21 protein-coding genes are annotated in these 23,807 nt (G+C 47.4%); 14 read left to right on the plus strand and 7 right to left on the minus strand.

Translation table 11 applies throughout. The features are described 5' to 3' along the window. The first annotated feature begins 4 nt into the window (after window positions 1-4). Together thiE and ACH19P_RS04210 are read left to right on the plus strand one after the other, a co-directional pair. Complete coding sequence (gene thiE / locus ACH19P_RS04205; protein WP_462157245.1) at window positions 5-1,543, plus strand: thiamine phosphate synthase; 1,539 nt, start codon at window positions 5-7, stop codon at window positions 1,541-1,543. Beyond that, entirely contained in the window at window positions 1,536-2,321 is a 786-nt protein-coding gene (locus ACH19P_RS04210) for a HesA/MoeB/ThiF family protein (RefSeq protein ID WP_462157246.1), read from the plus strand. Before thiE ends, ACH19P_RS04210 begins: the two co-directional genes overlap by 8 nt. 40 nt (window positions 2,322-2,361) lie before the next feature. Here ACH19P_RS04210 and ACH19P_RS04215 read toward each other — a convergent pair whose 3' ends face one another. Next, complete coding sequence (locus ACH19P_RS04215; protein WP_462157247.1) at window positions 2,362-3,285, minus strand: manganese-dependent inorganic pyrophosphatase; 924 nt, start codon at window positions 3,283-3,285, stop codon at window positions 2,362-2,364. A 128-nt stretch (window positions 3,286-3,413) separates the two neighbouring features. Here ACH19P_RS04215 and ACH19P_RS04220 point away from each other — a divergent pair, with 128 nt between their 5' ends. Together ACH19P_RS04220 and mutM are read left to right on the plus strand one after the other, a co-directional pair. Then, window positions 3,414-3,893: a hypothetical protein gene (locus tag ACH19P_RS04220; protein WP_462157248.1), complete on the plus strand. Its 480-nt coding sequence runs from the start codon at window positions 3,414-3,416 to the stop codon at window positions 3,891-3,893. A 3-nt stretch (window positions 3,894-3,896) separates the two neighbouring features. Continuing rightward, window positions 3,897-4,706, plus strand: a complete 810-nt coding sequence (gene mutM, locus ACH19P_RS04225; protein ID WP_462157250.1) for a bifunctional DNA-formamidopyrimidine glycosylase/DNA-(apurinic or apyrimidinic site) lyase — start codon at window positions 3,897-3,899, stop codon at window positions 4,704-4,706. Here the strand turns inward: mutM and ACH19P_RS04230 are convergent, their stop codons facing one another. The 5 genes from ACH19P_RS04230 to ACH19P_RS04250 all read right to left on the minus strand — a co-directional run bounded on the left by ACH19P_RS04230 (window position 4,707) and on the right by ACH19P_RS04250 (window position 8,917). Beyond that, window positions 4,707-5,237, minus strand: coding sequence for a GAF domain-containing protein (locus ACH19P_RS04230; RefSeq protein ID WP_462157251.1), 531 nt, complete (start codon window positions 5,235-5,237; stop codon window positions 4,707-4,709). Between the two features lie 55 nt (window positions 5,238-5,292). Further along, window positions 5,293-5,784 carry a DUF3299 domain-containing protein gene (locus tag ACH19P_RS04235; RefSeq protein ID WP_462157252.1) on the minus strand — a complete coding sequence of 164 codons (492 nt, stop codon included), beginning with the start codon at window positions 5,782-5,784 and terminating at the stop codon, window positions 5,293-5,295. 7 nt (window positions 5,785-5,791) lie between these two features. Further along, window positions 5,792-7,081 (minus strand): ABC transporter permease, encoded by a 1,290-nt coding sequence (locus ACH19P_RS04240; RefSeq protein ID WP_462157253.1) that lies wholly within the window; start codon window positions 7,079-7,081, stop codon window positions 5,792-5,794. After that, complete coding sequence (locus ACH19P_RS04245) at window positions 7,078-7,767, minus strand: ABC transporter ATP-binding protein (protein ID WP_462157254.1); 690 nt, start codon at window positions 7,765-7,767, stop codon at window positions 7,078-7,080. The genes ACH19P_RS04240 and ACH19P_RS04245 overlap by 4 nt, the downstream gene beginning before the upstream one ends. A 73-nt stretch (window positions 7,768-7,840) precedes the next feature. Next, window positions 7,841-8,917: a CDP-glycerol glycerophosphotransferase family protein gene (locus ACH19P_RS04250; RefSeq protein WP_462157255.1), complete on the minus strand. Its 1,077-nt coding sequence runs from the start codon at window positions 8,915-8,917 to the stop codon at window positions 7,841-7,843. Between the two features lie 241 nt (window positions 8,918-9,158). Between ACH19P_RS04250 and ACH19P_RS04255 the strand changes: the two genes are divergently transcribed. From ACH19P_RS04255 to ACH19P_RS04270, 4 genes are all read left to right on the plus strand, one after another. Further along, window positions 9,159-10,259, plus strand: coding sequence for a phosphoribosylaminoimidazolesuccinocarboxamide synthase (locus tag ACH19P_RS04255; protein ID WP_462157256.1), 1,101 nt, complete (start codon window positions 9,159-9,161; stop codon window positions 10,257-10,259). Window positions 10,260-10,483: 224 nt separating this feature from the next. Beyond that, a complete protein-coding gene (locus tag ACH19P_RS04260) occupies window positions 10,484-11,314 on the plus strand; it encodes a sulfurtransferase (protein WP_462157257.1) in 831 nt (276 codons plus the stop codon). A 147-nt stretch (window positions 11,315-11,461) separates the two neighbouring features. Further along, entirely contained in the window at window positions 11,462-14,581 is a 3,120-nt protein-coding gene (locus tag ACH19P_RS04265) for an efflux RND transporter permease subunit (RefSeq protein ID WP_462157258.1), read from the plus strand. 8 nt (window positions 14,582-14,589) lie between these two features. Beyond that, a complete protein-coding gene (locus tag ACH19P_RS04270) occupies window positions 14,590-15,648 on the plus strand; it encodes an efflux RND transporter periplasmic adaptor subunit (protein WP_462157259.1) in 1,059 nt (352 codons plus the stop codon). A gap of 96 nt (window positions 15,649-15,744) precedes the next feature. Here the strand turns inward: ACH19P_RS04270 and ACH19P_RS04275 are convergent, their stop codons facing one another. Continuing rightward, the gene (locus ACH19P_RS04275; protein ID WP_462157260.1) at window positions 15,745-16,713 is read right to left on the minus strand and encodes a class 1 fructose-bisphosphatase; all 969 of its coding nucleotides are present in this window, start codon (window positions 16,711-16,713) and stop codon (window positions 15,745-15,747) included. 173 nt (window positions 16,714-16,886) lie between these two features. Between ACH19P_RS04275 and ACH19P_RS04280 the strand changes: the two genes are divergently transcribed. The 6 genes from ACH19P_RS04280 to trmB all read left to right on the plus strand — a co-directional run bounded on the left by ACH19P_RS04280 (window position 16,887) and on the right by trmB (window position 23,745). Further along, window positions 16,887-19,316: a zinc-dependent metalloprotease gene (locus ACH19P_RS04280; RefSeq protein WP_462159307.1), complete on the plus strand. Its 2,430-nt coding sequence runs from the start codon at window positions 16,887-16,889 to the stop codon at window positions 19,314-19,316. 96 nt (window positions 19,317-19,412) lie between these two features. Continuing rightward, window positions 19,413-20,768 carry a UDP-N-acetylmuramate:L-alanyl-gamma-D-glutamyl-meso-diaminopimelate ligase gene (gene mpl, locus ACH19P_RS04285; protein WP_462157261.1) on the plus strand — a complete coding sequence of 452 codons (1,356 nt, stop codon included), beginning with the start codon at window positions 19,413-19,415 and terminating at the stop codon, window positions 20,766-20,768. Continuing rightward, window positions 20,765-21,388: a flavin prenyltransferase UbiX gene (locus tag ACH19P_RS04290; RefSeq protein WP_462157262.1), complete on the plus strand. Its 624-nt coding sequence runs from the start codon at window positions 20,765-20,767 to the stop codon at window positions 21,386-21,388. Before mpl ends, ACH19P_RS04290 begins: the two co-directional genes overlap by 4 nt. Further along, complete coding sequence (locus ACH19P_RS04295; RefSeq protein WP_462157263.1) at window positions 21,389-22,309, plus strand: ABC transporter ATP-binding protein; 921 nt, start codon at window positions 21,389-21,391, stop codon at window positions 22,307-22,309. A gap of 3 nt (window positions 22,310-22,312) precedes the next feature. Further along, the gene (locus ACH19P_RS04300) at window positions 22,313-23,080 is read left to right on the plus strand and encodes an ABC transporter permease (protein ID WP_462157264.1); all 768 of its coding nucleotides are present in this window, start codon (window positions 22,313-22,315) and stop codon (window positions 23,078-23,080) included. Further along, window positions 23,080-23,745, plus strand: coding sequence for a tRNA (guanine(46)-N(7))-methyltransferase TrmB (gene trmB / locus ACH19P_RS04305; RefSeq protein ID WP_462157265.1), 666 nt, complete (start codon window positions 23,080-23,082; stop codon window positions 23,743-23,745). Before ACH19P_RS04300 ends, trmB begins: the two co-directional genes overlap by 1 nt. Window positions 23,746-23,807: the final 62 nt, after the last annotated feature.

A 23,807-nucleotide genomic window follows, 5' to 3' on the forward strand; every position in this document is an offset into this window, starting at 1 on the left:
CAGTATGAGTGAAGTAGTATGGACCATTGCTGGTTCTGATAGCGGCGGTGGCGCAGGTATTCAAGCAGATTTACATGCAATGCGCAGCTTTGGCGTACATGGGTGCAGTGCAATAACGGCACTTACGGCACAAAATAGTGTGGCGGTTGAAGCACTTAATGCGGTGTCGTTGCCTGTGTTGGAATCGCAGTTACAGGCCTTAGCCACTGACCTACCACCCAAAGCCATTAAAATTGGCATGCTGGCTAACGTGCAGCAAATTCAGCTCATTGCTGAGCATCTTCGCTACTACCGTGATAAATGGCCGCAACAGCCAGTGGTGGTGTATGACCCCGTTGCCATCGCCAGCAGCGGTGACAGTCTTATCGAAGAAGACGTGCAGGCAGACATCGTTGATGCAATAAAAACTCACTTGTTGCCGCTGGTGGATGTGGTTACTCCCAATGTGCATGAAACGCAAATGCTTACCGGAGTCTACCTCATTGGTCCAAGTGCGATGCGTGATGCGGCATCAAGGTTGCAGCAATGGGGTGTGAACAGCGTCATTATTAAAGGTGGCCACTGGGATTATCCGCAAGGCTATTGTGTTGATTTTTGTCTTCACGGCGACCAAGAATACTGGTTGGGTAATGAAAAAGTAGTCACACCGCACAGTCACGGCACAGGCTGCTCATTATCCTCCGCTATTGCAGCGTGTTTGGCCAAAGGCTACCCACTCAAAGACGCATTTATTCTTGCCAAAGCTTATATCAATGCAGGTTTGAAAGTTGCCCAGCGTTATGGCGAGGGCGTAGGGCCAGTTGCCCATACTCAGTTCCCTGAAAACCTCGATGATTTCCCGCAAGTCATTGAGCCCGGCAGTTGGCTTGGTGATGCACTGGATTTTGATAGCGATCCAGACTTTAACTATGCCGCAGGTTTTGCCGCTTGCCCTGAAAAACTGGGCTTGTATGCGGTGGTTGATTCACTAGCATGGGTAGAGTTGTGCTTGGCGCACGGTATCAAAACCTTACAATTACGCATAAAAGACGCAGGCTCACTTAATCTCGAGCAAGATATAAAACGAGCTATTGAACTTGGACGCGAACATGATGCTCAGGTGTTTATCAACGACCATTGGCAGTTGGCGCTTAAACATGGTGCATACGGCGTGCATTTAGGCCAAGAAGATCTGCACTTAGCCAACCTCAAAGTGATTCAAGATGCAGGTATGCGCTTAGGGCTTTCCACTCATGGTTTTTATGAGATGTTGTTGGCCCACAACTACCGTCCAAGTTACTTGGCGTTTGGGGCGATTTACCCAACCACGACCAAGGATATGACGGGGCAAATTCAAGGTCTAGAGAAGCTCACGCATTTCGTGCCTCTCATGAACAGGCATTATCCGACAGTAGCAATTGGCGGCATAGATGTAACCCGCTTGCCAGATGTCGCAAAAACTGGGGTCTCCAGTATTGCTGTGGTACGCGCGATCACCGAAGCATCGGACCCCGCAGCGACTATCGCGCAACTGCAACAACTGATGGTGCAATACGGTGACTAATGACATACAGCAAAGTAGCGCTTTGAGTGCTAAAGAGCAGCAGCGATACGCCCGCCAGATCATGCTCGATGATGTAGGAATGAATGGGCAGCTAAGGCTCAAACAGGCCCATGTCTTGGTTATAGGTTGCGGTGGGCTAGGCTCTGCGGCATTGATGTATTTGGCCAGCTCAGGTATTGGGCATCTCACCTTGATGGATGATGATAGGGTGGAGCTGTCAAATTTGCAGCGGCAAATACTATTTAAGGTGAACCACTTAGGTCAAGCCAAAGCGAAGGCTGGCGCAAAAGTGCTCGCGAGCTTGAACAATGAGATAGTCATTGAAGCGGTTACCCAAAGAGCGGATTCAGATAATTTAGCTGCCTTCATTAAGCGCGCTGATATTGTGCTTGATTGCAGCGATAACTTTGCCACTCGTTATGCGATTAATCGCCTATGTTATCGTCTCAAAAAGCCACTGGTAAGTGCTGCAGCGACGGGTTATCAAGGTCATGTTGTGAGTGTTGATTTCTCCAACGCAGGCAGTGCCTGTTATGAATGTATTTTCCCCGAGCGCGATGATAACCCAGTGGCTAACTGTGCGACGCTAGGCGTGATTGCGCCACTGCTTGGTGTGATGGGGTCGCAACAAGCACTTATTACGATTCAGGCGTTGCTAGGGACAGGTGAGTTCGGCGTACTGCATAGCTATAACGCCAAAAGCTTACAACAAAAGCGTTTTACCGTGGTTAAAAACCCCAGCTGCGCATGTTGTGGGCAACAAAAAGCCGAGCAATGAAAGCTCGGCTTTTTACTGTACTTACACAGACGTTTTGGGATTAACCCGCGAATGCGTCTTGTAGAGGTGGTACAACTTGCTTCTTGCGGCTAAGTACGCCATCAAGCCATACTTTCGAGTCTTTGATCTCTTCGCCGTATGCTTTGACCACAATGCTTTCATCGTCAGAAGCGATAAGCATTTGTGAGCCTTCTTTCATAATGTCGGTTAAAAGTAGCAGCACGCTGTGGCGGTTGCCTTCTTCTTTTAGCTTGGCGATGTCGGCTTCAAGATCTGCTTTAATGTCATCGAATACCGCTAGGTCGATTACTTCAAGCTGGCCGATACCCACCAGTTGACCATTCATGTTGAAGTCTTTGAAATCACGCATTACTAGGTCGCGTACAGGCGTGCCTTCAACCGCTGATTTTACTTTGAACATGTCCATGCCTAGCTCTTTAGGGTCGTCAACGCCCGCGATTTCCGCGAGTGCTTCAACACACTTGATGTCAGCCGTGGTACACGTTGGTGATTTGAAAATAACGGTGTCGCTTAGGATTGCGCACATCATCAAACCAGCAATGTTTTTCGGAATTTCAACATTGTAGAAGTCGTACATCATCTTGATGATAGTGTTTGAACAACCTACTGGACGAATCCAACACTCAAGCGGTGTTGATGTTGTTAAATCACCTAGTTTGTGGTGGTCAACTACACCAACAACAGTCGCTTGGTCAATGTCATCTGGTGCTTGTGTTTTTTCAGTGTGGTCAACGATGTAAACGTTTTCGCCAGCGTAGCTCATTTTCAGCTCTGGCGCTTCAAAACCAAAGCGATCTAAGATGAACTGAGTCTCTGGTGACACTTCACCTAAACGGGTTGGAATTGCTTCTTCACCGATTTGGTTTTTCAAATACGCAAGTGCGATTGCACCGCAGATAGAATCAGAATCAGGGATCTTGTGCCCTACTACATACATTGCCATTGTGACGCTCCTAAAAATTTTGCCGCTATTGTAACAATAATTAACCGGTATGCGGTAGCAGCAAATAGGCTGCTTATCAGGGACTTTTTGGTTACACTGAGGGTTAGTTTATATCTAAGGTGTCATAGATGGCCGTAATCAAATTATCCCGCAAAGGTTGGAATAACCTCATCATATTTGCCATGTTGATTATGATCTTTTTATTCAATGGCTTGCACCATAAGTTGGGGGGAGTTGACGAGCCTGTTGGACCACAGCCAATTCTTCCTGAGCAAAGTTATATTTTAGCGCTGGAATATCCAGGTGTTCGTATTGAACGCATTGGCACCAGCTGGCGTATACAAGCAGAGCAACTACAGAACGTTGAGCAGGTGCAGCTAGAAAATATCATCGCGGCGTGGCAAAGCACACAAGTAGACCTTGGAGCCAAAACCAGCGCGTCGCCTATGTTGGTGGCGACCCTCTCCTTAGCGGGCGAAGCGCAACCTTGGGTGTATGTGTTATACCCAGATGGGCAGCAGTATCAGCTATTTGACCGCCAGCAACAGCGCTGGTTGCTATTGAGCAAACAACAAGCACAACAATTATTTATACAATTAGAAGGTTAAATCATGCCTGAACTTCCAGAAGTTGAAGTGAGCCGTTTAGGCATTGCGCCACATATTGAAGGGCGCACCCTCACCAAAGTAAGTATTCACCAACCTAAACTTCGTTGGCCTGTCAGTGAACAGGTTTATACACTCGAAGGTAAGCAGATTGAAGCGGTCACACGTCGTGCCAAGTATTTATTGTTACATACCGATGAAGGCGCGGTGATTTTGCATTTAGGAATGTCGGGCCATTTGCGTGTTGTCGACATTAACGAACCACTGAAAAAGCACGACCATGTGGTGTTTGAGTTTGATAATGGCTTGAGCTTGCGTTTGAATGACTCGCGCAGATTCGGTGCCTGTTTGTGGCAAGACCTAGACAGCATGCACTCTGTTTTCAGCAAACTAGGACCAGAACCACTAACCGAGGATTTTGACGCCAAGTGGCTGTTTGAAAAGTCACGCAATAAGAAGCAGCCCATAAAACAGTTCTTAATGGATAATCATGTGGTGGTTGGGGTCGGTAATATTTACGCTAACGAGTCGTTGTTTAAAGCCGGTATTCACCCCAAGCGTGAAGCGGGTAAAGTGAGTTTAGCGCGCTATAAAAAACTGACGCCGATTATCAAAGAAACGTTGGCTGCGGCTATTGAGCAAGGCGGCACAACATTGAAAGATTTTGCGCAAAGCGATGGTAAGCCAGGTTATTTCGCGCAGCAGCTATTGGTGTATGGGCGCAAGGGGCAGCCGTGCATGACTTGTGAAACAGAGTTAACTGAAATTCGATTAGGTGGACGTAGCACTGTTTATTGCAAACAGTGCCAAAAGTGATCAGTCCAAGTTCATGGCAATGAGCGAGGCCAGCGCAAACAAATGCATGGCCTCATCCAGAGCAAAGCTAGTATCGGTACGGGCGATGTTTAAGGTACCGTAACATTTTCCGCGATATAGCATGGGGGCATCCAGGCAGCTGCTTAGTCCACCTTCATACAACATGCGACAATCTTGGTACGACTCCAATGCTAAGTCGTGGCACAACATTAACTTTTGCTGTTTGTAGACTTGGCCAACGAGGGTGAAATCGACGGGTAATGGCACATTGCGCGGAATTGCCTGATTGCCCTCGACCGCGTGTAAGGTCATATACCCTTCTTGAGTAGGCAGAGCAATACTCGCTCTGTCCCAACTCATCAGTCTTGATAACCAACTAGAGGCCACCGAGAGTACTTCTTTTTGTGTTCGCGACTGCGCTAACGACATTACAAACAAAGGTGAAACGCCGACAAGCTTATGCTGGTAGTCAAAAAAACTTCCCGCATCAAGTGACCATATATTATCCGTATTATGGTTGAGAAAAGACATTCAGCGCGTCTCAGTTGTTTCTGTATTGGGTATATCCATTAAATATCAAAATGGCTTAAAGCTCAAACGGTGCGACACCTATTCCTTTTAACGTATAGCCTGTTTTCGCTATATCACCACTCCATTTTTCGGTACTGATTACGCCAGTCACTACAATCGCATCGTAAAGGCTCTCGATTGGTACGCCATCAGTAATAGTCACATGGACAATTTGATTCGGTGGCGGCGGTGGCACATGGATACAAGCACCGAAATAAGGCACTAGAAGAAATTCAGTGATCACTTCGCTGTCACCTTCGAGTGGTACAACAAAGCCCGGTAAACTGACGGTTTTGCCGTTATAGGTAGTGACGACTGGCGCATCGAGATCCGGTTGCACCCAGTTTTGGTCGGCACCTTCGTGCGACGATGCTGAGTTTCGGGTATCAACAGCAATATGGCCTTCGGGTACTAAGTCTTCCCAAAAAATTTCAATCGGTTCGTTGGCAAACGAACTGATGGCGAATGTGGCGACAAAGGCCGTCAAAAGATAACGAAAACGCGTCATAATAATCCTAAGTTTTAATGCTCATCCCATCATGAAGGGAATAAAAATACGCACGGACTGCCGGAAGTAAACCGACCAACCAGCCAGCGCTAATAATACCTGCGACAAGCAAGAGTTCATAGTGTGATAACACGTTCAGCGTTACGCTAATACCGCCATAAGCCTGAAGCATAGGTTGGGTGCTTAATAGCAATAGGTAACTCAGAGCTACGCCTAGCGCTGTGCCTACTACGCTTATCAGTAATGACTCTAAACTCATCAAGGAGAAAATGTGCCACGGTTTGGCGCCCACAGAACGCAAAATGGCTAACTCGCGTCGCCTTTGTGAGAGGTTTGCAAGCAAGGTGGTGAGCATGCCTAACAGGCTGACGACCAGTACTACTGCGGAAAACAAAATGAGCAGCTTCTCGACAATGGCCAGCATTCCCCACAATTCGCGCAGCGTAACCCCCGGCATAATGGCCATCAATGGTTCTGCTTTATAGGTATTGATATTACGGCGCACCTGCAAGGTGTACAAAGGGCTGTCGAAACCAAGTAAAAAAGCGCTTATTTGTGTGGGCTGACCTATCAAATCCTCACTCGATGTATGACTTTCATCTAAGTGTTCATCGCCTTGGTGATGCTCATGGTCGTCATGATGTGCTGGCGCAGAGCCTGAATTGGTGTGCATCTGCTCGATAGCAATAAGCGGCACATGCAAGGTTTTATCCACTGGGGTGCCCGTTGCCTCGAGAATACCGACTATGGTTAACGGGTTTTCATCATGATTGTGGAAACTCGTATTGCCCATACCATGTGCAACAACGATGTTATCACCAAGCTGATAGCCTAGTTCAGCTGCAACTTGTGCTCCTAACACCACTTCATCAGCGTGCATGAATGCACGGCCTTGGTTGAAGGCAAGTGTTTGCTTCTTGCCAAATTTGAAGTGCTCAAAGTAGCCAGGGGTTGTGCCTAACACCGCATAACCCTTGTGAGCATCTCCCAAAGACAGCGGAATCGACCACGCAACGCCCCGTTTACTGCTGATATCTTGATAACTTTGCCAGCTCACCCCGTTGTTCATATGGCCAATGTGAAATACCGAGGCTAACAACAGTTGAATGTCGCCTGTGCGCGCGCCAACAATGAGATCTGTGCCAGATACCGTGGCCGCGAAGCTTTCTTTGGCTTGTACTCGCACACGTTCGATGGTTAGTAGCAACATCACGCTGATAGCAATGGTGATCACACTTAATAACACGCTGGCTTTGCGGTTGAGCAGACTCTTGCTGGCGAGCTTGATGAGGATCATGACTGCACTCCTTGCAATTCATCAAGGTGCACAACCCGAGAGAATAATGACGCTAGGCTGTGCTCGTGGCTAACAAAGATAACCGTGGCACCTGTTTTGTCGGTTTGCGCGAATAACAACTCAATGAACGCCTTGCGGTTAGCTTCATCTAAAGCCGACGTTGGCTCATCGGCAATAATGATTTCAGGGTCGCCAATCACGGCGCGAGCGGCGGCCACTCGTTGTTGCTGGCCAATGCTCAAGGTGTTTACCGCTTTGTGATGGTGTTGTTCATCGAGACCCAGTTGCACAAGTAAGTGCTTGGCAACCGTCGTTAAGGATTCGTTGTGCGACTGCGCACGTTGTTTACGCAACGTGGAAAATTCACACGCCAGTGTCACATTTTCAATAGGGTTAAGATAAGGCAGTAAATTAAAGCTTTGAAAAATATAGCCAATGTGGTCTGCACGAAATTGGTCGCGCTGCGCACTGCTAAGCTCATGCAATGCAGTGCCATTAAGCTCAATGCAGCCTTGCTGAGGCACTTGAATCCCTGCAAGCAATGACAGCAAGGTTGATTTACCCGAGCCACTTGGGCCATGCAGGAACAAATGCTCGCCTTGTTTGACATGCAAAGCGTCAATTTTAAGGGTTGGGGAGGCCGACTTTCCCAGCCAAGAGAACCACAACTTATCAATTTTAATCATGTGTTTTCACGATTCGCGCGACGTATAAATGTGACTGTATCACACACGCTTTTGCGTGTTCAGCCCGTTGCGACTAAAAGCGCCAATAGCCGAGTTTTTTGCGCATTCTAAATTGGCGAATAATGTTTAAAGGTTTGCGTTTGAGCTCTTTGCCATCGGTATCAATCAAGTCATTAGTTGCTTCGAGTACACGTTGGCTTGAAAGGCCATCTTGATAGGGATGGAGCTGTTGGCAAAAGGCTTCGATTTCTTGCATTAATGGCGCAGGTTGAGTCAGCACATGGTCGATGGCCGCTTCCACCTCATCCGCTTCGGTGACATTTAAAATGTGTGGGCCCGGAGCCTGATTATTAAAGGTGACAACTGGGCGGCGCAACAACAAGAACATTAATAAGATAGATGAAGTGTCACACAGCATCACATCGGCTGCTTGCAACAAAGGGATGACATTGTCTGTTTCGATAAAGGTGAGGGTGTCATCCTGCATTGCTTTGTATTGGTCCACAATTTCTGTTGCCATCTTCGGATGAAATTGCACCAAAATACGATATTTGCCGCTGTCGCGCAGTTGTTTTACTTGCTCTATTAATTTTGGGGCAAGCGAGAGGCGTTTTGAAAAAGTTGAGCAAATTAATAATGTTGGGCGCGTATCCGCCTCTGATTTATAAGGGTTATTGGTAATGTCACTAAAGAGCGGATCGAGCATGGTCCAGCCCGTTTCGCGCACTCGGAAAAATCCCATTTCTTTCGCCTGCTGGGCAAATGGACCTGTGGTGTTAGGGCCTTGTGTACAGTAAAGATCGAAACAGCCACGAATAGTGAAGTGATCGTTCTTACCGCGACTGTTTAATTTGCCGGCATCAAAACCGTGGAAAACAGCAACTTTTTTACCAGGGAAAAAGGTTGGCAGAATATTCGCTGGCGCAAAAGTGGCATGAGGATTCCACGCTTTGATGTCATCAATACTATGAAGTTGTTGTTCATCCTCAGCTAAAAAGTCAGGATTGACCTCCGTACCTTCTAAAAACCACTTTACTTCACCACCGTGAGTGCGAATTTGCTGCTGAAGAGGGCGCAAAATTGCATAAGAGTAATTTTGCGAGATATACATTAAATAACGTTTGCCCTGAGTGCTTTGCGCCAATTCCACTTCATCGCCCCTAGCGTAATATGATGAAAGTTAGTTTACCGCAATATGAAGAGTGAGTGACAGCGTAAATCGGTGCTTTTCCTTCGGGATGAAAAAAGATAGGACAAAAGTCCGCTATTGTCGGCGTTTTTCTTTATCTTCGGCCTAACCTAGCTTATCATAGCGCGCCTAAAGCCATGGGCTATTTTTAAGCTCATGCACAGTAACAGAATTGATGCGATCAGCCCCTTTTGGAGTAGCCATGAGCAATTATAAAGTCTTAGACGTTAACGACGATTTACCCATCCGAACTAAAGGACCCGTCCACAGTGGTAAGGTTCGTTCAGTATATTGGTTAACCGAGCAAGACAGCGCCCGATTGATTGCTGAAAAGGGCTATGCCGTACCCGCTGGTACTGAATTGGCGATCATGGTTATTTCTGATCGTATCTCTGCATTTGACTGCATTTGGCAAGGTGAAGAAGGCCTTAACGGTGTGCCGGGTAAAGGCATCGCTTTGAACGCGGTTGCATCACACTGGTTTAAGCAATTTGATGCAGCCGGTTTAGCAGGTAATCACATTGTTGATATCCCTCATCCGTACATCTGGATTGTTCGCAAAGCAAAAACGGTGAAAGTTGAAGCGATTGCGCGCCAATACATTACCGGCAGCATGTGGCGTGATTACGCAAAAGGTATCCGTTCTTTCTGTGGCATCGACTTACCAGAAGGGCTAACGGCGAATCAAAAGCTGGATGAAGTGCTCATCACACCATCCACCAAAGGCATCATTGAAGGCCTTGAGGATGTGCCAGCAGTAGATGACGTGAACATCACGCGCAAAAACATTACGGACAACTTAGACGCCTTTAACTTCAGTTCAGAAGAAGACGTGGCTAAGTATGAACACCTGTTAGTGCAAGGTTTTAATGTGATCAGCGCTGAGCTGGCGAAATTGGACCAAATCTTTGTCGATACTAAGTTCGAATTTGGTTACGTTGAAGATATGAATGGCAACGAGCAACTAATTTATATCGATGAAGTAGGTACTCCTGACTCATCACGTATCTGGGATGGAGCAGCATTGCGCGATGGTAAGATCATCGAAAACTCAAAAGAAGGTTTCCGCCAACTGCTTATCAACAATGTGCCAGACAGCGATGTGTTGTTAAACAAAGACCGCATGGCCGAGCGTGAAGAATTAGCTCGAGGCTACAAATTACCGGTCGATGTGATGATGCAAGTGTCGAATACTTATGTGGGTATTGCGAGCAAAATCATTGGTGAAACTCTCGAAATTCCAGTGGACCCACGCAGTGAAATTATCGCTATTCTTGATAAAGAATATCAGTTAATCGACTAATCAAAGTTCACGCGAAAAAATACCGCTTACAAAACGTAGCGGTATTTTTTTGTCTGTATTTTTCACTTACTTCACAATCAACAACCCCTAGTTGCGAAATACCCTAGCTTTCAAATGCGTCCTCCCTCACAAACGGTGGTACAAAACATCATTGCAGTGGTGAGGCAGCCCCAGTTCTGCTAACTTCCTATACTCAGTGACAATTTCAAAGAACTAGGTGGTCTATGAGCCAGCAAATAACGGTAATGCAGCTAGATGCGCTACTACCCAATCCAAAACTCGTTGTATTTGATGCGGGCATGGTGATGCCGGGTAAATCGGGAGACTATGCGCCTGCGGCGGTGATCAAGGGCGCAAAGCGCTTCGATATTAAATCAGCGCTTGCGGATACCTCAAGCCCGTGGCCCAGCACCTTGTGTAATGCGGCGCAGTTTGAACAACACATGCAAGCAGCAGGCGTGGATCACGACTCTGAAGTGGTGGTGTATGACGACCAGGGCTTATTCAGTGCCGCCCGGGCGTGGTGGATGCTCAAAGCGTTTGGCTTTGACAACGTCAAAGTGTTGCGCGGTGGTTTACCTGCGTGGCGTAATGCCGAACTTCCCGTGCAGCAAGGCTGGAGTGAGACCGGGGCGCTCGGTGATTTTAAAGCAGTACCACAAGGCGCACATTTTATTGATACGCAAGCAGTGTTAGCGGCCATAGATGATAGCAGCACATTGCTGTTAGATGCGCGACCTGCAAAACGCTTTCATGGTGAAATGCCTGAACCGCGCGAGGGCATGCGTGCAGGGTGTATACCAAATTCTAAGAACTTACCCTATGGCGATATTGTGCAAGACGGTGAGTTGTTACCGCTTGAGCAGTTACGCGCTAAATTGGCGCAGTTGGTTGGTGAGCAAACACGTGAATTACAGTTCAGTTGTGGCTCAGGCATTACCGCGTGTATTTTAGCCCTAGCTGCGTACGAGTGTGGATATCACAGTTTACACGTCTATGATGGCTCGTGGAGCGAGTGGGGTGCTCGGCAAGAGTTGCCGCTAGCATCAAGCTAAATTGTTACGAACTATGTCAGTAGTGTCGTTTACCGATGAAAACCCTCCGTTCATCGGTAAAATGTAAATTGTGTAAATGAATCGAGGTAGGAACTGCAATCAGGCTGTTCTAAACTAGCAGCATTGTTGTAACAGGCCTGCCACATTATGAACTTGACGCGAACGTCCCTCAAAAGCCCCGCTGCCATAGCTGTGATTTTGGCGCTTATTACTTTGTTCGGCATCTTAAGCATTTTCAAATTGCCAATTCAGTTAACCCCTGATATTGAGCAGCCTCAAATCACCATTTTCTCAGGGTGGCGAAGCGCGGCACCAGAGGAAATTGAATCTCAGATAATCGAGCCACTCGAAAACGCAGTGAAGAACACCCCTGGCGCATTGGCTGTGACTACCCAGATCAATCGCGGTAACGGGAGCATAAATCTGAGTTTTGAAGTTGGCACCGACATGCAACAAGCAATGCTTGATGTACTGACGAGTCTTAATCAAGCTCCGCCGTTACCACTGGACGCCATTGATCCTATTGTGACAGCAGGCGCTAACGGTGGTGCGGGCTCAGGAGGCCCAACCGCAGCGTCGTTACTGATTGTACCCACGGCGCCCCGAGATAACCCGGATATGGCCGAATATCAGAAGGTAATCGAAGACATTGTCGAACCGCGGTTGGCGCGCATCCCTGGCATCGCAAATGTGAATCTGGCGAGCCAGCGTCCGCAAGAATTACGAGTAACATTTGACCCCCATAAAGCCGCGGCATTAGGCATTGGCGTAAACCAAATAGCGCAAGCCTTGAGCAGTGCAACAGACGCATCCGGTGGCGTAGCAGACGTAGGGCGTCGTCAATATACTGTGCGTTTTACTGGTCAGTATGATACTGACAATTTAGGCGATATGCGCATTGCATACAGTGCAGGGCGACCCGTCTATTTGCGTGATGTCGCTCGCGTTGAAGAAACCTTAGTCGACCGTCAAAGTATGACGCTGCGAAATGGCAAGCCAGCCTATTACATCACGCTAACAAGAACCAATGAATCCAATACAGTTGCGGTACTTGATGGGGTTAATAAAGCCATAAAAGAACTTAATGAAGGAGCGCTCGGCGCAGAAGGGTTGGCACTGGAACTGAGTTTTGATGCCTCTGTTCATATTCGAAACGCCCTTGATTTAGTCAAAAGTAATCTTGGTTTGGGGGTGTTACTGGCTTGCGGCATCATGTGGCTATTTTTCCGGGGATGGCGCGTCACCTTGATCATTGCGGCGACCATTCCTATTTCGCTGATGGTGGCTTTTTTAGCGCTGAATCTATTTGAGCGTAGCCTAAATGTGATCTCCCTTGCTGGGCTGGCTTTTGCGGTTGGCTTGGTACTCGATGCGGCCATTATCGTCCAAGAAAACATTGCGCGGTTGCGCGAAGAAGGCATGGATAACCACAAGGCGGTGCTCAAAGGAGCAACGCAAGTGAGTGGGGCTTTATTTGCGTCTACCGCAACCAGCGTGGCGATATTTTTACCTATCTTATTTATGGCGGGTATTGAGGGGCAGTTGTTCTCTGACTTAGCGCTGACCTTGTCTATTGCGGTCATTGCCTCCTTGGTCAGTGCCATCACCGTAATCCCTGTTGCGAGTAAATATCTATTGAAATCGCAATCCCTGCGCGATCCCTTTGCACCTTATTGGAAAAGACTAACAGCCATGATCATGACGCTGACGAGTAGTCGCACCAAGCAATGGGCATGGATAGTAGGGTTAATAGGCGGTTCTATCGCCGTGACGATGCTGCTGTTACCGCGAACAGATTTTATGCCGCGGGCTCCGACCGACGGCTTTTTCTATTCATTGATCTTACCGCCTGGCGGCACCATCGAGTTTATGGAAGAAGAAGTGGGGGAGCGGGTAAAAAAACGTGCTATGCCTTACTATTTGGGAGACAAAGGACCGAAGATTAAAGATTTTAACTTCTATGTGTTTGGTACTAATGCCGGTGGTTTTATTTATTCAGATGACCCCACTCGGGTGGAAGAATTGATGGAAGTCGCAAGGAACGAAATCTTCGCTGGCCTTCCCGATACACAAGTGTTTTTGTTCCGTGGTTCGATGATTCAAGTGGCCAATGGCGGTGACGGTCGTGCAATCGACTTAGATATTACCGGGCCGGATCTAAATACCTTGATGGCGGTGGCCAGAACCGGCATGGATGCCGTGACAACCCATATTGGAGGAGCAACAGCCCGACCTTTTCCTGCATTAGACTTATCGGAGCCAGAGCTGCGTTTAATCCCTGATGACCGGCGTATTTCCCAAGCTGGACTCAATCGCCGTGACGTTGCCCGTAATATCCAAGCATTTACTAGCGGTCTGTTCGTGAGCGAGTACTTCAACGGCAACGACCGCATGAATGTGATCCTGCGCTCTCAACAGTGGGATACCCCAGAAGAATTGGCGCAGTTGCCACTTGCCACCCCACAGGCAGGCATTCAAACCTTGGGTGAGCTCACTCGCATTGAACGCACCGTTGGCCCATCGCAGCTGCGCCGAGTCAATGGCAAACGTACGGTGACCGTACAAGTGACACCGCCACCACAGATGTCATTGGATGAGGCGCAAAGTTTGCTACTGACCAAGGTGTTGCCCCAAATGAATGCGGTCATGCCAGCAGATACCAGCCTAATTGTCTCTGGTAATGCTCAACAAATGAATTCGGCCATTGACGAAATGAAGATCAACTTTGCGCTGGCATTGTTTATTTTGTTCTTGCTTATGACCGCCTTGTTCAAGTCGATGAAAGATAGCTTGCTGGTATTGTTGGTTATGCCGCTAGCTGTTGGTGGCGGGGTGTTAGCGCTTGCTGCATTAAACTTATTTACGTTCCAATCACTGGATTTGTTAACCATGATTGGCTTCATTATTCTGCTTGGTCTGGTGGTGAATAATGCCATCTTGCTGGTGGATCAGACCCGTGCAGGGGAGCGCACAGGGTTAAGCCGAGATGCGGCGGTGGAGCAGGCCATATTACTTCGCGCTCGCCCAGTTTATCTCAGTACACTGACGAGTTTATTTGGCATGTTGCCGCTGATGCTCATGCCTGGGGTAGGCTCTGAAATTTACCGTGGCTTGGCTACCGTAATCGTTGGTGGCATGGCTGTGAGTGCCCTATTTACCTTAGTACTGATGCCGAGTTTGTTGAAGCTGGGCAAGGCGCAATCGGGCGACGCCCGTGTAACTGAATTGCAAGACGAGCCAGCGCTGTCGCTGGTCGCGAACAAGTGAGAATAGAGATGAAAGCAAGCCTTTTATTAGCGCTGGCCCTTGTCAGCATTGGCGCTCAAGCAGCGTCGGAACAAGCCTTACCGGTAAAAGTGGACACTGTGATTGAACAACCATTGGATACCCATATCCGTGTACATGGTACGGTGTACGGTGTGAAGGATGTGGACCTGACCGCAGGCAGTGATGGCTTTTTAACTTTCGTCGCTGAACCTGGCAGCGAAGTAAGCCAAGGAGAAGTCGTAGCTCGTATTGATTTAATGCCCCTAGAGCTGCGTAAAGCAGAGCAAGAAGCCTTGATCCGCCGCGCCAAAGTCATGCAAAAGTTCAATGAGCGAGAGCTAGAGCGTTTATTGAAACTGATGAAAAAGGACAGTGCCGCACAAAATCAAGTGGATAAGCTGCAAACCGAAGTGGAATTAGCGCAAAGTGACATCGAATTAGCCCAGTTACGATTACGCCAACTTGACGATCAAATTGCACGGGCAACCGTGAAAGCGCCGTTTAGTGGGGTGGTAAGCCAACGCATGCGTTATGCTGGTAGCGATGTAACCAAGGCCAGTCCACTGCTAACGTTACTCGACAATAAGAATAAAGAAGTACGTCTCTATGTGCCGGTTAAATATTTGAGTTACATCAAAAAGGGGCAGGAACTGAGTATCAGCAGTGGTGATTTAAATGACCTGCAAGTAGGGCAGGCGAGTATCAGTGCCATCATTCCCGCCACAGATGCTAAATCACAAACGTTTGAACTCAGGGCTCGCCTAGAACAGCAACAAGGACTGCGCTGGGCAACCGGTCAACTTGTGGAAGTCGATTTACCGATTCAAACTGATGTGCCTGTATTACAAGTCAACCGAGATGCACTGATACTGCGCAGCAATGGCGTGTACGTGGTAAAAGTAGACGAAGATTACAGCGCTCAGCGGATCAAAGTGAGAGTCGGTAAGGGCGATGGCCAGTTCGTGGTCATAACCAGTGAACAGGACAACCTAAAAGCGGGCGACAGAGTGGCAATCCGTGGCGCAGAGCGTTTGCAAAGCGGACAGAAAGTGAGTATCGGCGATTAACGCCATTGTCTGCTACTTACATCGATGAAAAAAGGGCCTCTAAGGGCCCTATTTCGTCACGTATAGAGCAGCTTCAGCTGCTTAGTCCGCACAGATTTATTTGTGGTAGCTCAAACAGGTTTCCACTTCATCTTTCGAACCTAAAATCACCGCAACACGCTGGTGAATTTGCTCAGGTTGAATATCCATGATGCGCTCATAACCCGTCGATGCAACACCGCCAGCTTGTTCAATCAACATCGCCATTGGATTTGCTTCATACAACAAACGCAGTTTGTAAGGTTTCTCAGGATTTTTCGTATCTGCAGGGTAAGTAAACAAGCCACCGCGCGTTAATACGCGATGCACATCACCTACCATGGCTGCAATCCAACGCATATTGAAGTTTTGACCACGTGGGCCAGTTTTCCCTGCTAGCAGATCGGTAATGTAGGTTTGCATTGCCGGTTCCCAGTGGCGCTGATTTGATGCATTGATAGCAAATTCATTGGTTTGCTCTGGCACTTTTGCAAAATCAGTAGACAATAAAAACGAACCATGGGTTTTATCCAAGGTGAAAATACGCGTCCCTTTACCAGTAGTAAGCGCTAACATGGTTGATGGGCCATATAAAACGTAGCCTGCAGCTACTTGATGATCACCTTTTTGTAAAAAGATATTCGGATCGCTCGCATCAGCGTCCTTAGGTACTTGCATGATAGAGAAGATGGTACCAACCAGTGAATTGATATCTATGTTCGATGAGCCATCCAGTGGGTCAAAGGCAACGATGTATTCGGCGTCTGGGTTGCCTGCTACGGTGCCGGGTTCTTCTTCTGAAGCAATCGCTTTAACGTACCCTGACTCAAGCAAGATGTCTTTGAGTAATTGATTGGATAGTACATCTAGCTTTTTCTGTGTTTCACCTTGAATGTTTTCATCCAAAGTTGAGCCAAGCACACCCGAAAGCGCACCTTGACTGACGCGGAAAGAGATTTCTTTACAGGCAGCCAAAATAGTACGAATGAGTGAGACTAGTTCGTGTGAACAACCGTCTTCAAGCAATACCGGAGGGAGTCGTCGCATCCTAAATGTTCCTAAGTTTATGGGCTCTAAACAGTTATTAAAGTGAGAGAGCACTGTTTAGATTACGCTGTGTGTTTATCGCTTTGTGGTTGTAGATTGTATACAGAGGGATATACTCAATGCATATCAACCCACTATCCATCAACGATACCAATAACAACAAAGTGAGAACCATGCCAACTAAGCAGATAATTCGCATCGTCATGATTATGTTGTTGCTGCCTATGATAACCCAAGCGCACGCAGCAATTAAGTCTATAAGCCAGTTTACGCAAAATATGAGCAAATATCCTGGCTACTTCACCTTCTATTACGCAAATGAAGAGGGCAAACTTTACCTTGAAGTAGATAAGCTTAGAGCACCATTCTTACTACAACAAAGTTTACCTTATGGTGTGGGTTCAAATGATATTGGTCTAGATAGAGGGCAACTTGGCGGCACTTATCTAGCCCAGTTTGAGCGCATGGGCAACAAAGTGATGCTTCGGGCATTGAATACCTATTATCGCGCTTCCAGCACAAACAAAGCGGAGCAACAAAGTGTGAATGAAGCCTTTGCTTCAAGCATTTTATTTGGCTTTGAAGTCAAAGCAGGCACAGACACGCGCGTATTGATTGATTACACACCCTACTTGCTAACTGATGTACACGGTGTCAGTCGTACTTTGAGTGCTCGTAAGCAAGGCAATTACAGTGTCGACACGAGCCGCAGTGCGGTCAATATGGCGCGAACAAAGTCATTTGTAAAAAACACTGAATTGGAAGCAGTACTGACATTCACTGGCAACAATCCCGGTGAATACGTGAAGCAAGTGAGTGCAGACCCTTATGCTATCAGTGTAAATATGCATCATTCATTGGTGGAATTGCCTGATAACAACTACACCCCGCGTGTATTCCACCCTCAGTCTGGCTATTGGAGTATTGAGCATAAGGATTACTCAGCCCCACTTGGGGAAAGCATGTTTGTGCGTTATATCCCTCGTCATCGTCTCGCTAAAAAGAATCCTGAACAAGCGATCAGTGAACCTGTAAAACCTATTATTTACTATTTAGACCCAGGTGTACCTGAGCCTGTTAAAACCGCATTACTTGACGGTGCGCGCTGGTGGAATATGGCATTCGAAAAAGCGGGTTATAAGAATGCGTTTCAAGTAAAGGTATTGCCTGAAAACGCCGACCCAATGGATGTGCGTTATAACGTGATTCAGTGGGTGCACCGAGCAACACGTGGTTGGTCTTATGGCAGTTCGGTTATTGATCCTCGTACAGGCGAGATTATCAAAGGTCACGTAACCTTGGGCTCATTGCGAGTACGCCAAGATATTCTCATTGCAGAAGCATTGGCTGCGCCTTACAAGACAGGTAATGAAGTGACTGCTGAGCTGCAAGCTATGGCACTGGACCGCATTCGTCAGCTCAGTGCTCATGAAATCGGCCACACTTTAGGGATTGCCCATAACTTTGCGGCTTCACCGAAAGCGCGTGCGTCGGTGATGGATTATCCGCATCCATTGGTGAGCTTGAACGACCAAGGTCAACTTGATACCTCAAAAGGCTACGCATCCGGTATGGGGGGGTGGGACGAGCAAGTGATCAAATACGGCTACAGTGATTTCGGCAAACAAAACGAACAGCAAGCACTGAATAAGATCCTGCGAGAGAATGATGAACTAGGTCTTGAGTTCATTTCTGACAGAGATGCACGGGCGCAAGGCGGTGCTCACCCTACTGGTCATCTTTGGGATAACGGTGAAAACCCAAGTGCAGAACTAGAGCGTGTGATGTCGCTGCGTCAAAAAGCGTTAGCGCGATTCGGTATCGAGAATATCAAAGCCGGCACATCGCTATCGCAACTCGAAGAAGTATTGGTGCCTCTTTATCTATTCCACCGTTATCAAGTTGAAGCAGCGGTTAAGTTGATTGCGGGTGTTGATTACAGCTACGAAGTACGCGGCGATAGCGACGTTCAAGGTACACGAGTAGTGGAAGCTGATATTCAACGTCAAGCAATGGCAGCCATGATGCGCACATTAGATGCGAAAGAATTGGTGCTGCCTGAATCAATCATTGCGTTAATTCCACCTAAAGCTTATGGCGAATATACTACACGAGAGAGCATTGTTGGTCGCACCGGTATCACGCTAGATGCAATGGCGCTACCTGAGGTGGCTGCAAACCACAGTTTAGGTTTGTTATTACACCCGCAACGTGTAAATCGATTAGCGCAGCAAGGAGCGCGCTCTAGCGAGGCTTACAGTTTAGATTCATTGTTAGCGACTATGGTGGAGCGCATCTTTGATAACGAACATGCCAATGCCATGGAAGCAAAAGTGCAGCATCGTGTTCAGTGGTTGACGGCGCAGCATTTCGCGACCCTGATTTCGAGCGAGAAAGTTGCTCCTGAAGTGCAAGCACAATTCAAATTCTACCTTAAACGTGTCGCTGATGATTATCGTCAGAACAAGTTGCTAGGCAGTGTCAGTTCTGGGGAAAGTGCATTTAAGCAACACCTTGCCGATGCGATTAATCAATTCCTCGAAACAGGCAATTGGCAGCAAAGTTTCAAGCCTTTACCTTTGCCACCAGGCTCACCTATTTAGCAGCATGCCCTAGCTAGCTAGGGCTAAATTTGGCATCATATGCAGCCGCGTAGAGTCATGCTCTGGGCGGCTTTATTTTTAGTACTGGAAGTCATTATGCACATACATATTCTCGGCATTTGTGGGACCTTTATGGGCGGTATCGCGGCGATAGCGAAAGCGCTGGGTCACCACGTAACGGGTTCAGATCAAAATGTTTATCCACCAATGAGTACGCAACTCGAAGAGCTAGGTATTGAATTGGTGCAGGGATACGACACTGCACAACTCGAACCCGCTCCAGATGTGGTGGTCATTGGTAATGCGATGAGCAGAGGCAACCCATGTGTTGAGTATGTGTTGGAAAAAGGGATGCGTTATACGTCAGGCCCTGAATGGCTCAAAGAGCATATTTTGCGTGACAGCTGGGTGCTCGCAGTGGCCGGCACTCACGGTAAAACAACCACAGCCAGTATGCTTGCGTGGGTGTTGGAATATGCCGGATTGAAGCCTGGTTTCCTCATCGGTGGCGTAGTACAAAATTTTGGTATTTCTGCACGCGTGGGGGAAACGCCTTTTTTCGTCATTGAAGCAGACGAATACGACACCGCCTTTTTCGATAAGCGCAGCAAGTTTGTGCACTACCTACCACGTACCTTGATTTTGAATAATTTAGAGTTTGATCACGCTGATATTTTCGCTGATTCTGGTGCCATTCAAACTCAATTTCATCACCTTTTGCGCACCTTGCCTGCAAGTGGCAAAGCGATTTACCCAAGCGATGATAAAGCCTTAGTTGAGGTTATCGACAAAGGCTTTTGGAGTGAGCAAGAAACTCTAGGTAAGGCACAATGGGACTATGAATTAATAAACGCTGATGGCAGCGAATTTACCGTGCTATTTGAAGGTGAATCACAAGGAGTTGTCCGCTGGCAAGCCATCGGCGAGCACAACGTGAAAAATGCACTGATGACCATCGCTGCAGCACGACATGTGGGCATTCCTGTTTCCAGCAGCATTGCTGCATTGGGAGAATTTGTGTCTCCTAAACGCCGAATGGAACACAAAGGCACGGTGGCCAATGTGGATGTGTACGATGATTTTGCTCATCACCCGACAGCAATCGCCACAACCCTTGCTGGATTGCGTGCTAAAGTTGGCAATGAGCGTATCATTGCAGTGCTCGAGCCGCGTTCAAACACCATGAAAATGGGCGTACACCAAGAAACTTTGCTTGATTCATTACAGGCAGCCGATGACGTGTTCGTTTTTGAGCCTGCAAATCTCGGCTGGTCGCTGCAAGAACGCGCGCAACAAGCGGGAGCGCACAGTCACACCGATATTGACGCCATGGTGGCAGAGATAGTTGCAACAGCCACACCCAATAGCCATGTGTTAGTGATGAGCAATGGCGGGTTTGGTGGTATCCATCAAAAGTTACTTGATGCCCTAGCACAAAAGGAAACATCATGAGTACATTCAAAGAGCCAATTACCCTCGCGTTTAGTGGGGCTTCGGGCGCACCATACGGTTTAAAGCTGTTACAGGTGCTGATTGAGCAAGGCCATCAGGTGTTTGTGTTGATCTCCAGTGCCGCACGTGTCGTATTCGACACCGAATCGGGTATCAAGCTTTCAGGCAATGAAGACAAAGCGACTGAGCAACTCAGTGATTTGGTGGGTGCTGTAAAAGGCCAGCTGAAGGTGTTTGGTAAAGACAACTGGTTTAGCCCTGTCGCATCGGGTTCCGCAGCGCCGAAAAAAATGGTGGTATGTCCATGCAGTGCAGGTACAGTATCCGCAATTGCTACCGGTGCTTCAGACAACCTGTTGGAGCGTGCGGCCGACGTAGTGATCAAAGAACGCGGCCAGCTGATTTTAGTGCCAAGAGAAACACCATTCAGTGAAATTCATCTTGAAAACATGCTTAAACTAGCGCGCATGGGCGTGACCATTATGCCTGCTGCACCGGGGTTTTATCATCAACCTGAATCCATTGACGACTTAGTTAATTTTATGGTCGCCCGCATCTTAGACCATTTGGGGATCGCGCAAACACTTACCTCTCGCTGGGGTTATGGAGAGCAAAAATAAATGACCATTGCATTGAATATTCAAGGGTTAAAGAAAACCTATAAAAACGGCGTAGAAGCCGTTAAAGGTATTGATTTACAAGTTGAGCAAGGCGACTTTTTTGCTTTGCTAGGTCCCAATGGGGCGGGGAAATCCACCACTATCGGGGTGATCTCTTCATTGGTAAATAAAACGTCGGGCAAGGTTGAAGTCTTCGGCCACGATATTGATACCCAGCTTGAAGATGCCAAATCTGAGCTGGGATTAGTGCCGCAGGAATTTAACTTCAGTCAATTTGAAACTCTGCAACAAATCTTAGTGAATCAAGCGGGGTACTACGGTGTACCGCGAACCGAAGCGCATAAACGTGCTGATAAATACCTCGCTCAGCTTGGTTTGCTTGATAAAAAAGACAAAGCAGCGCGTACGTTATCCGGTGGTATGAAACGCCGTTTGATGATTGCCCGTGCGCTTATGCACGAACCCAAGTTGTTGATTCTTGATGAACCAACAGCAGGCGTAGACATTGAGTTACGTCGCTCCATGTGGGATTTTTTACGTGAAATCAACAAGCAAGGCGTAACCATTATCCTCACTACGCACTACCTAGAAGAAGCTGAATTGCTGTGTAAAAACATCGCCATCATCGATAAAGGCATCATTGTTGAGCACACCACGATTAAAGCGTTGCTCGCCAAGTTAGACAAAGAGACCTTTGTGTTGGACTTAAAACAACCTGTTCAACCGGTGAGCCTTGATGGCTATCAGTTTACCCTTACTGACGAACATACGCTTGAAGTTGAAGTTGCTAAGTCTCAAGGTTTGAATGGCGTGTTCAGTGCTCTGACTGAACAAGGCAACACAGTGTTGAGTATGCGTAACAAAGCAAACCGTTTAGAAGAATTATTCGTTGGCTTGTTGAATCAAGGGCGAGGGGAGTAACCAATGTTGAAATATGGCGTTGCGCTTAAAAGTATTTGGATCAAAGAGTGTATTCGCTTTTTGCGAATTTGGGTGCAAACCTTAGTACCCCCGGCAATCACTATGACTCTTTATTTCGTGATTTTTGGTAGTTTGATTGGCTCACGTATTGGCGAAATGGGCGGCTTCAGTTACATGGAGTTTATCGTCCCTGGCTTGATTATGATGTCGGTGATCACCAACTCATACTCAAATGTGGCATCCAGTTTCTACTCCACCAAGTTCCAAAAAAGCATTGAGGAACTCTTAGTCGCGCCCGTGCCAAACTACATCATAGTTCTGGGTTACATGGGCGGCGGTATGGCCCGTGGCATGTTGGTGGGCTTGATTGTAACTGTGGTCTCTCTGTTCTTTGTGGACATTCAAATCCACAACATTTTTGTCATTGTGGCAACGGTGATTTTAACCTCGGCCGTATTTGCTTTAGGCGGCTTAATCAATGCGGTTTATGCTAACAGTTTCGATGATATCAGTATTATCCCGACTTTCGTATTAACGCCGCTGACCTACTTAGGTGGGGTGTTTTATTCAATCACCTTGTTACCCGATTTTTGGCAGGGCGTATCCCAAATTAACCCAATTATCTACATGGTGAATGCCTTCCGCTACGGTTTCTTAGGTGTTTCAGATGTGAATATCTGGTTCGCATTCAGCGTGTTATTGGTATTTATTACGGTGCTATTCACCGTGGCACTGACTTTAATCCGCAAAGGTGTGGGGCTGCGTCACTGATGAGCGAAGCAAATTCAAGGTCAATTGTATCTAATCAACCGAGCTTGCATGACAAGCTCGACGAAGTGGTTAATAAGCATTTACAGGCCGAATTCAAAAAGCCAATCGCGGCGCATACGCAAGCTGCATTTGATGAAGTGAATGAAAAGGTTAACGCATTTGCTGGGCCTATCATTCTCGATTCATGCTGCGGTGTTGGTGAAAGCACGGCAAACCTTGCTAAGTTGCACCCTGAAGCCTTGGTCATTGGTATCGATAAGTCTGCGCACCGCTTGGATAAACACGATGTGCAATATCGTCAAGACGAGGATGCGCACTATATGTTGGTGCAGGCGGATTTAAACGACTTCTGGCGTTTAGCCGTGCAAGCAAAATGGCAGCCAACCCATCATTACTTGCTGTATCCAAACCCGTGGCCTAAAGCAAAGCATTTGCAACGTCGCTGGCATGGTGCAGCGGTGTTTCCAAGCATTGTACAACTCGGCGGTAAACTCGAGCTGCGCAGTAACTGGGATATCTATGTGCGTGAATTTGCCCGTGCATTGCAACTTGCTGGTCATCCAACTCAAGTAAGCGAGTACGCAAGTGACATCGCAATCACTCCTTTTGAGCGTAAATATTGGGCCAGTGGCCAACAAAGTTATCGTCTGGTTGTTGACCTTTAAGTGAATAAAAGGAGCTCATTTTATTGTCCGTAAAATGGGCTCATCATCGCCATTTGTGGTGT

The organism is Pseudoalteromonas sp. GB56 (assembly GCF_054923835.1).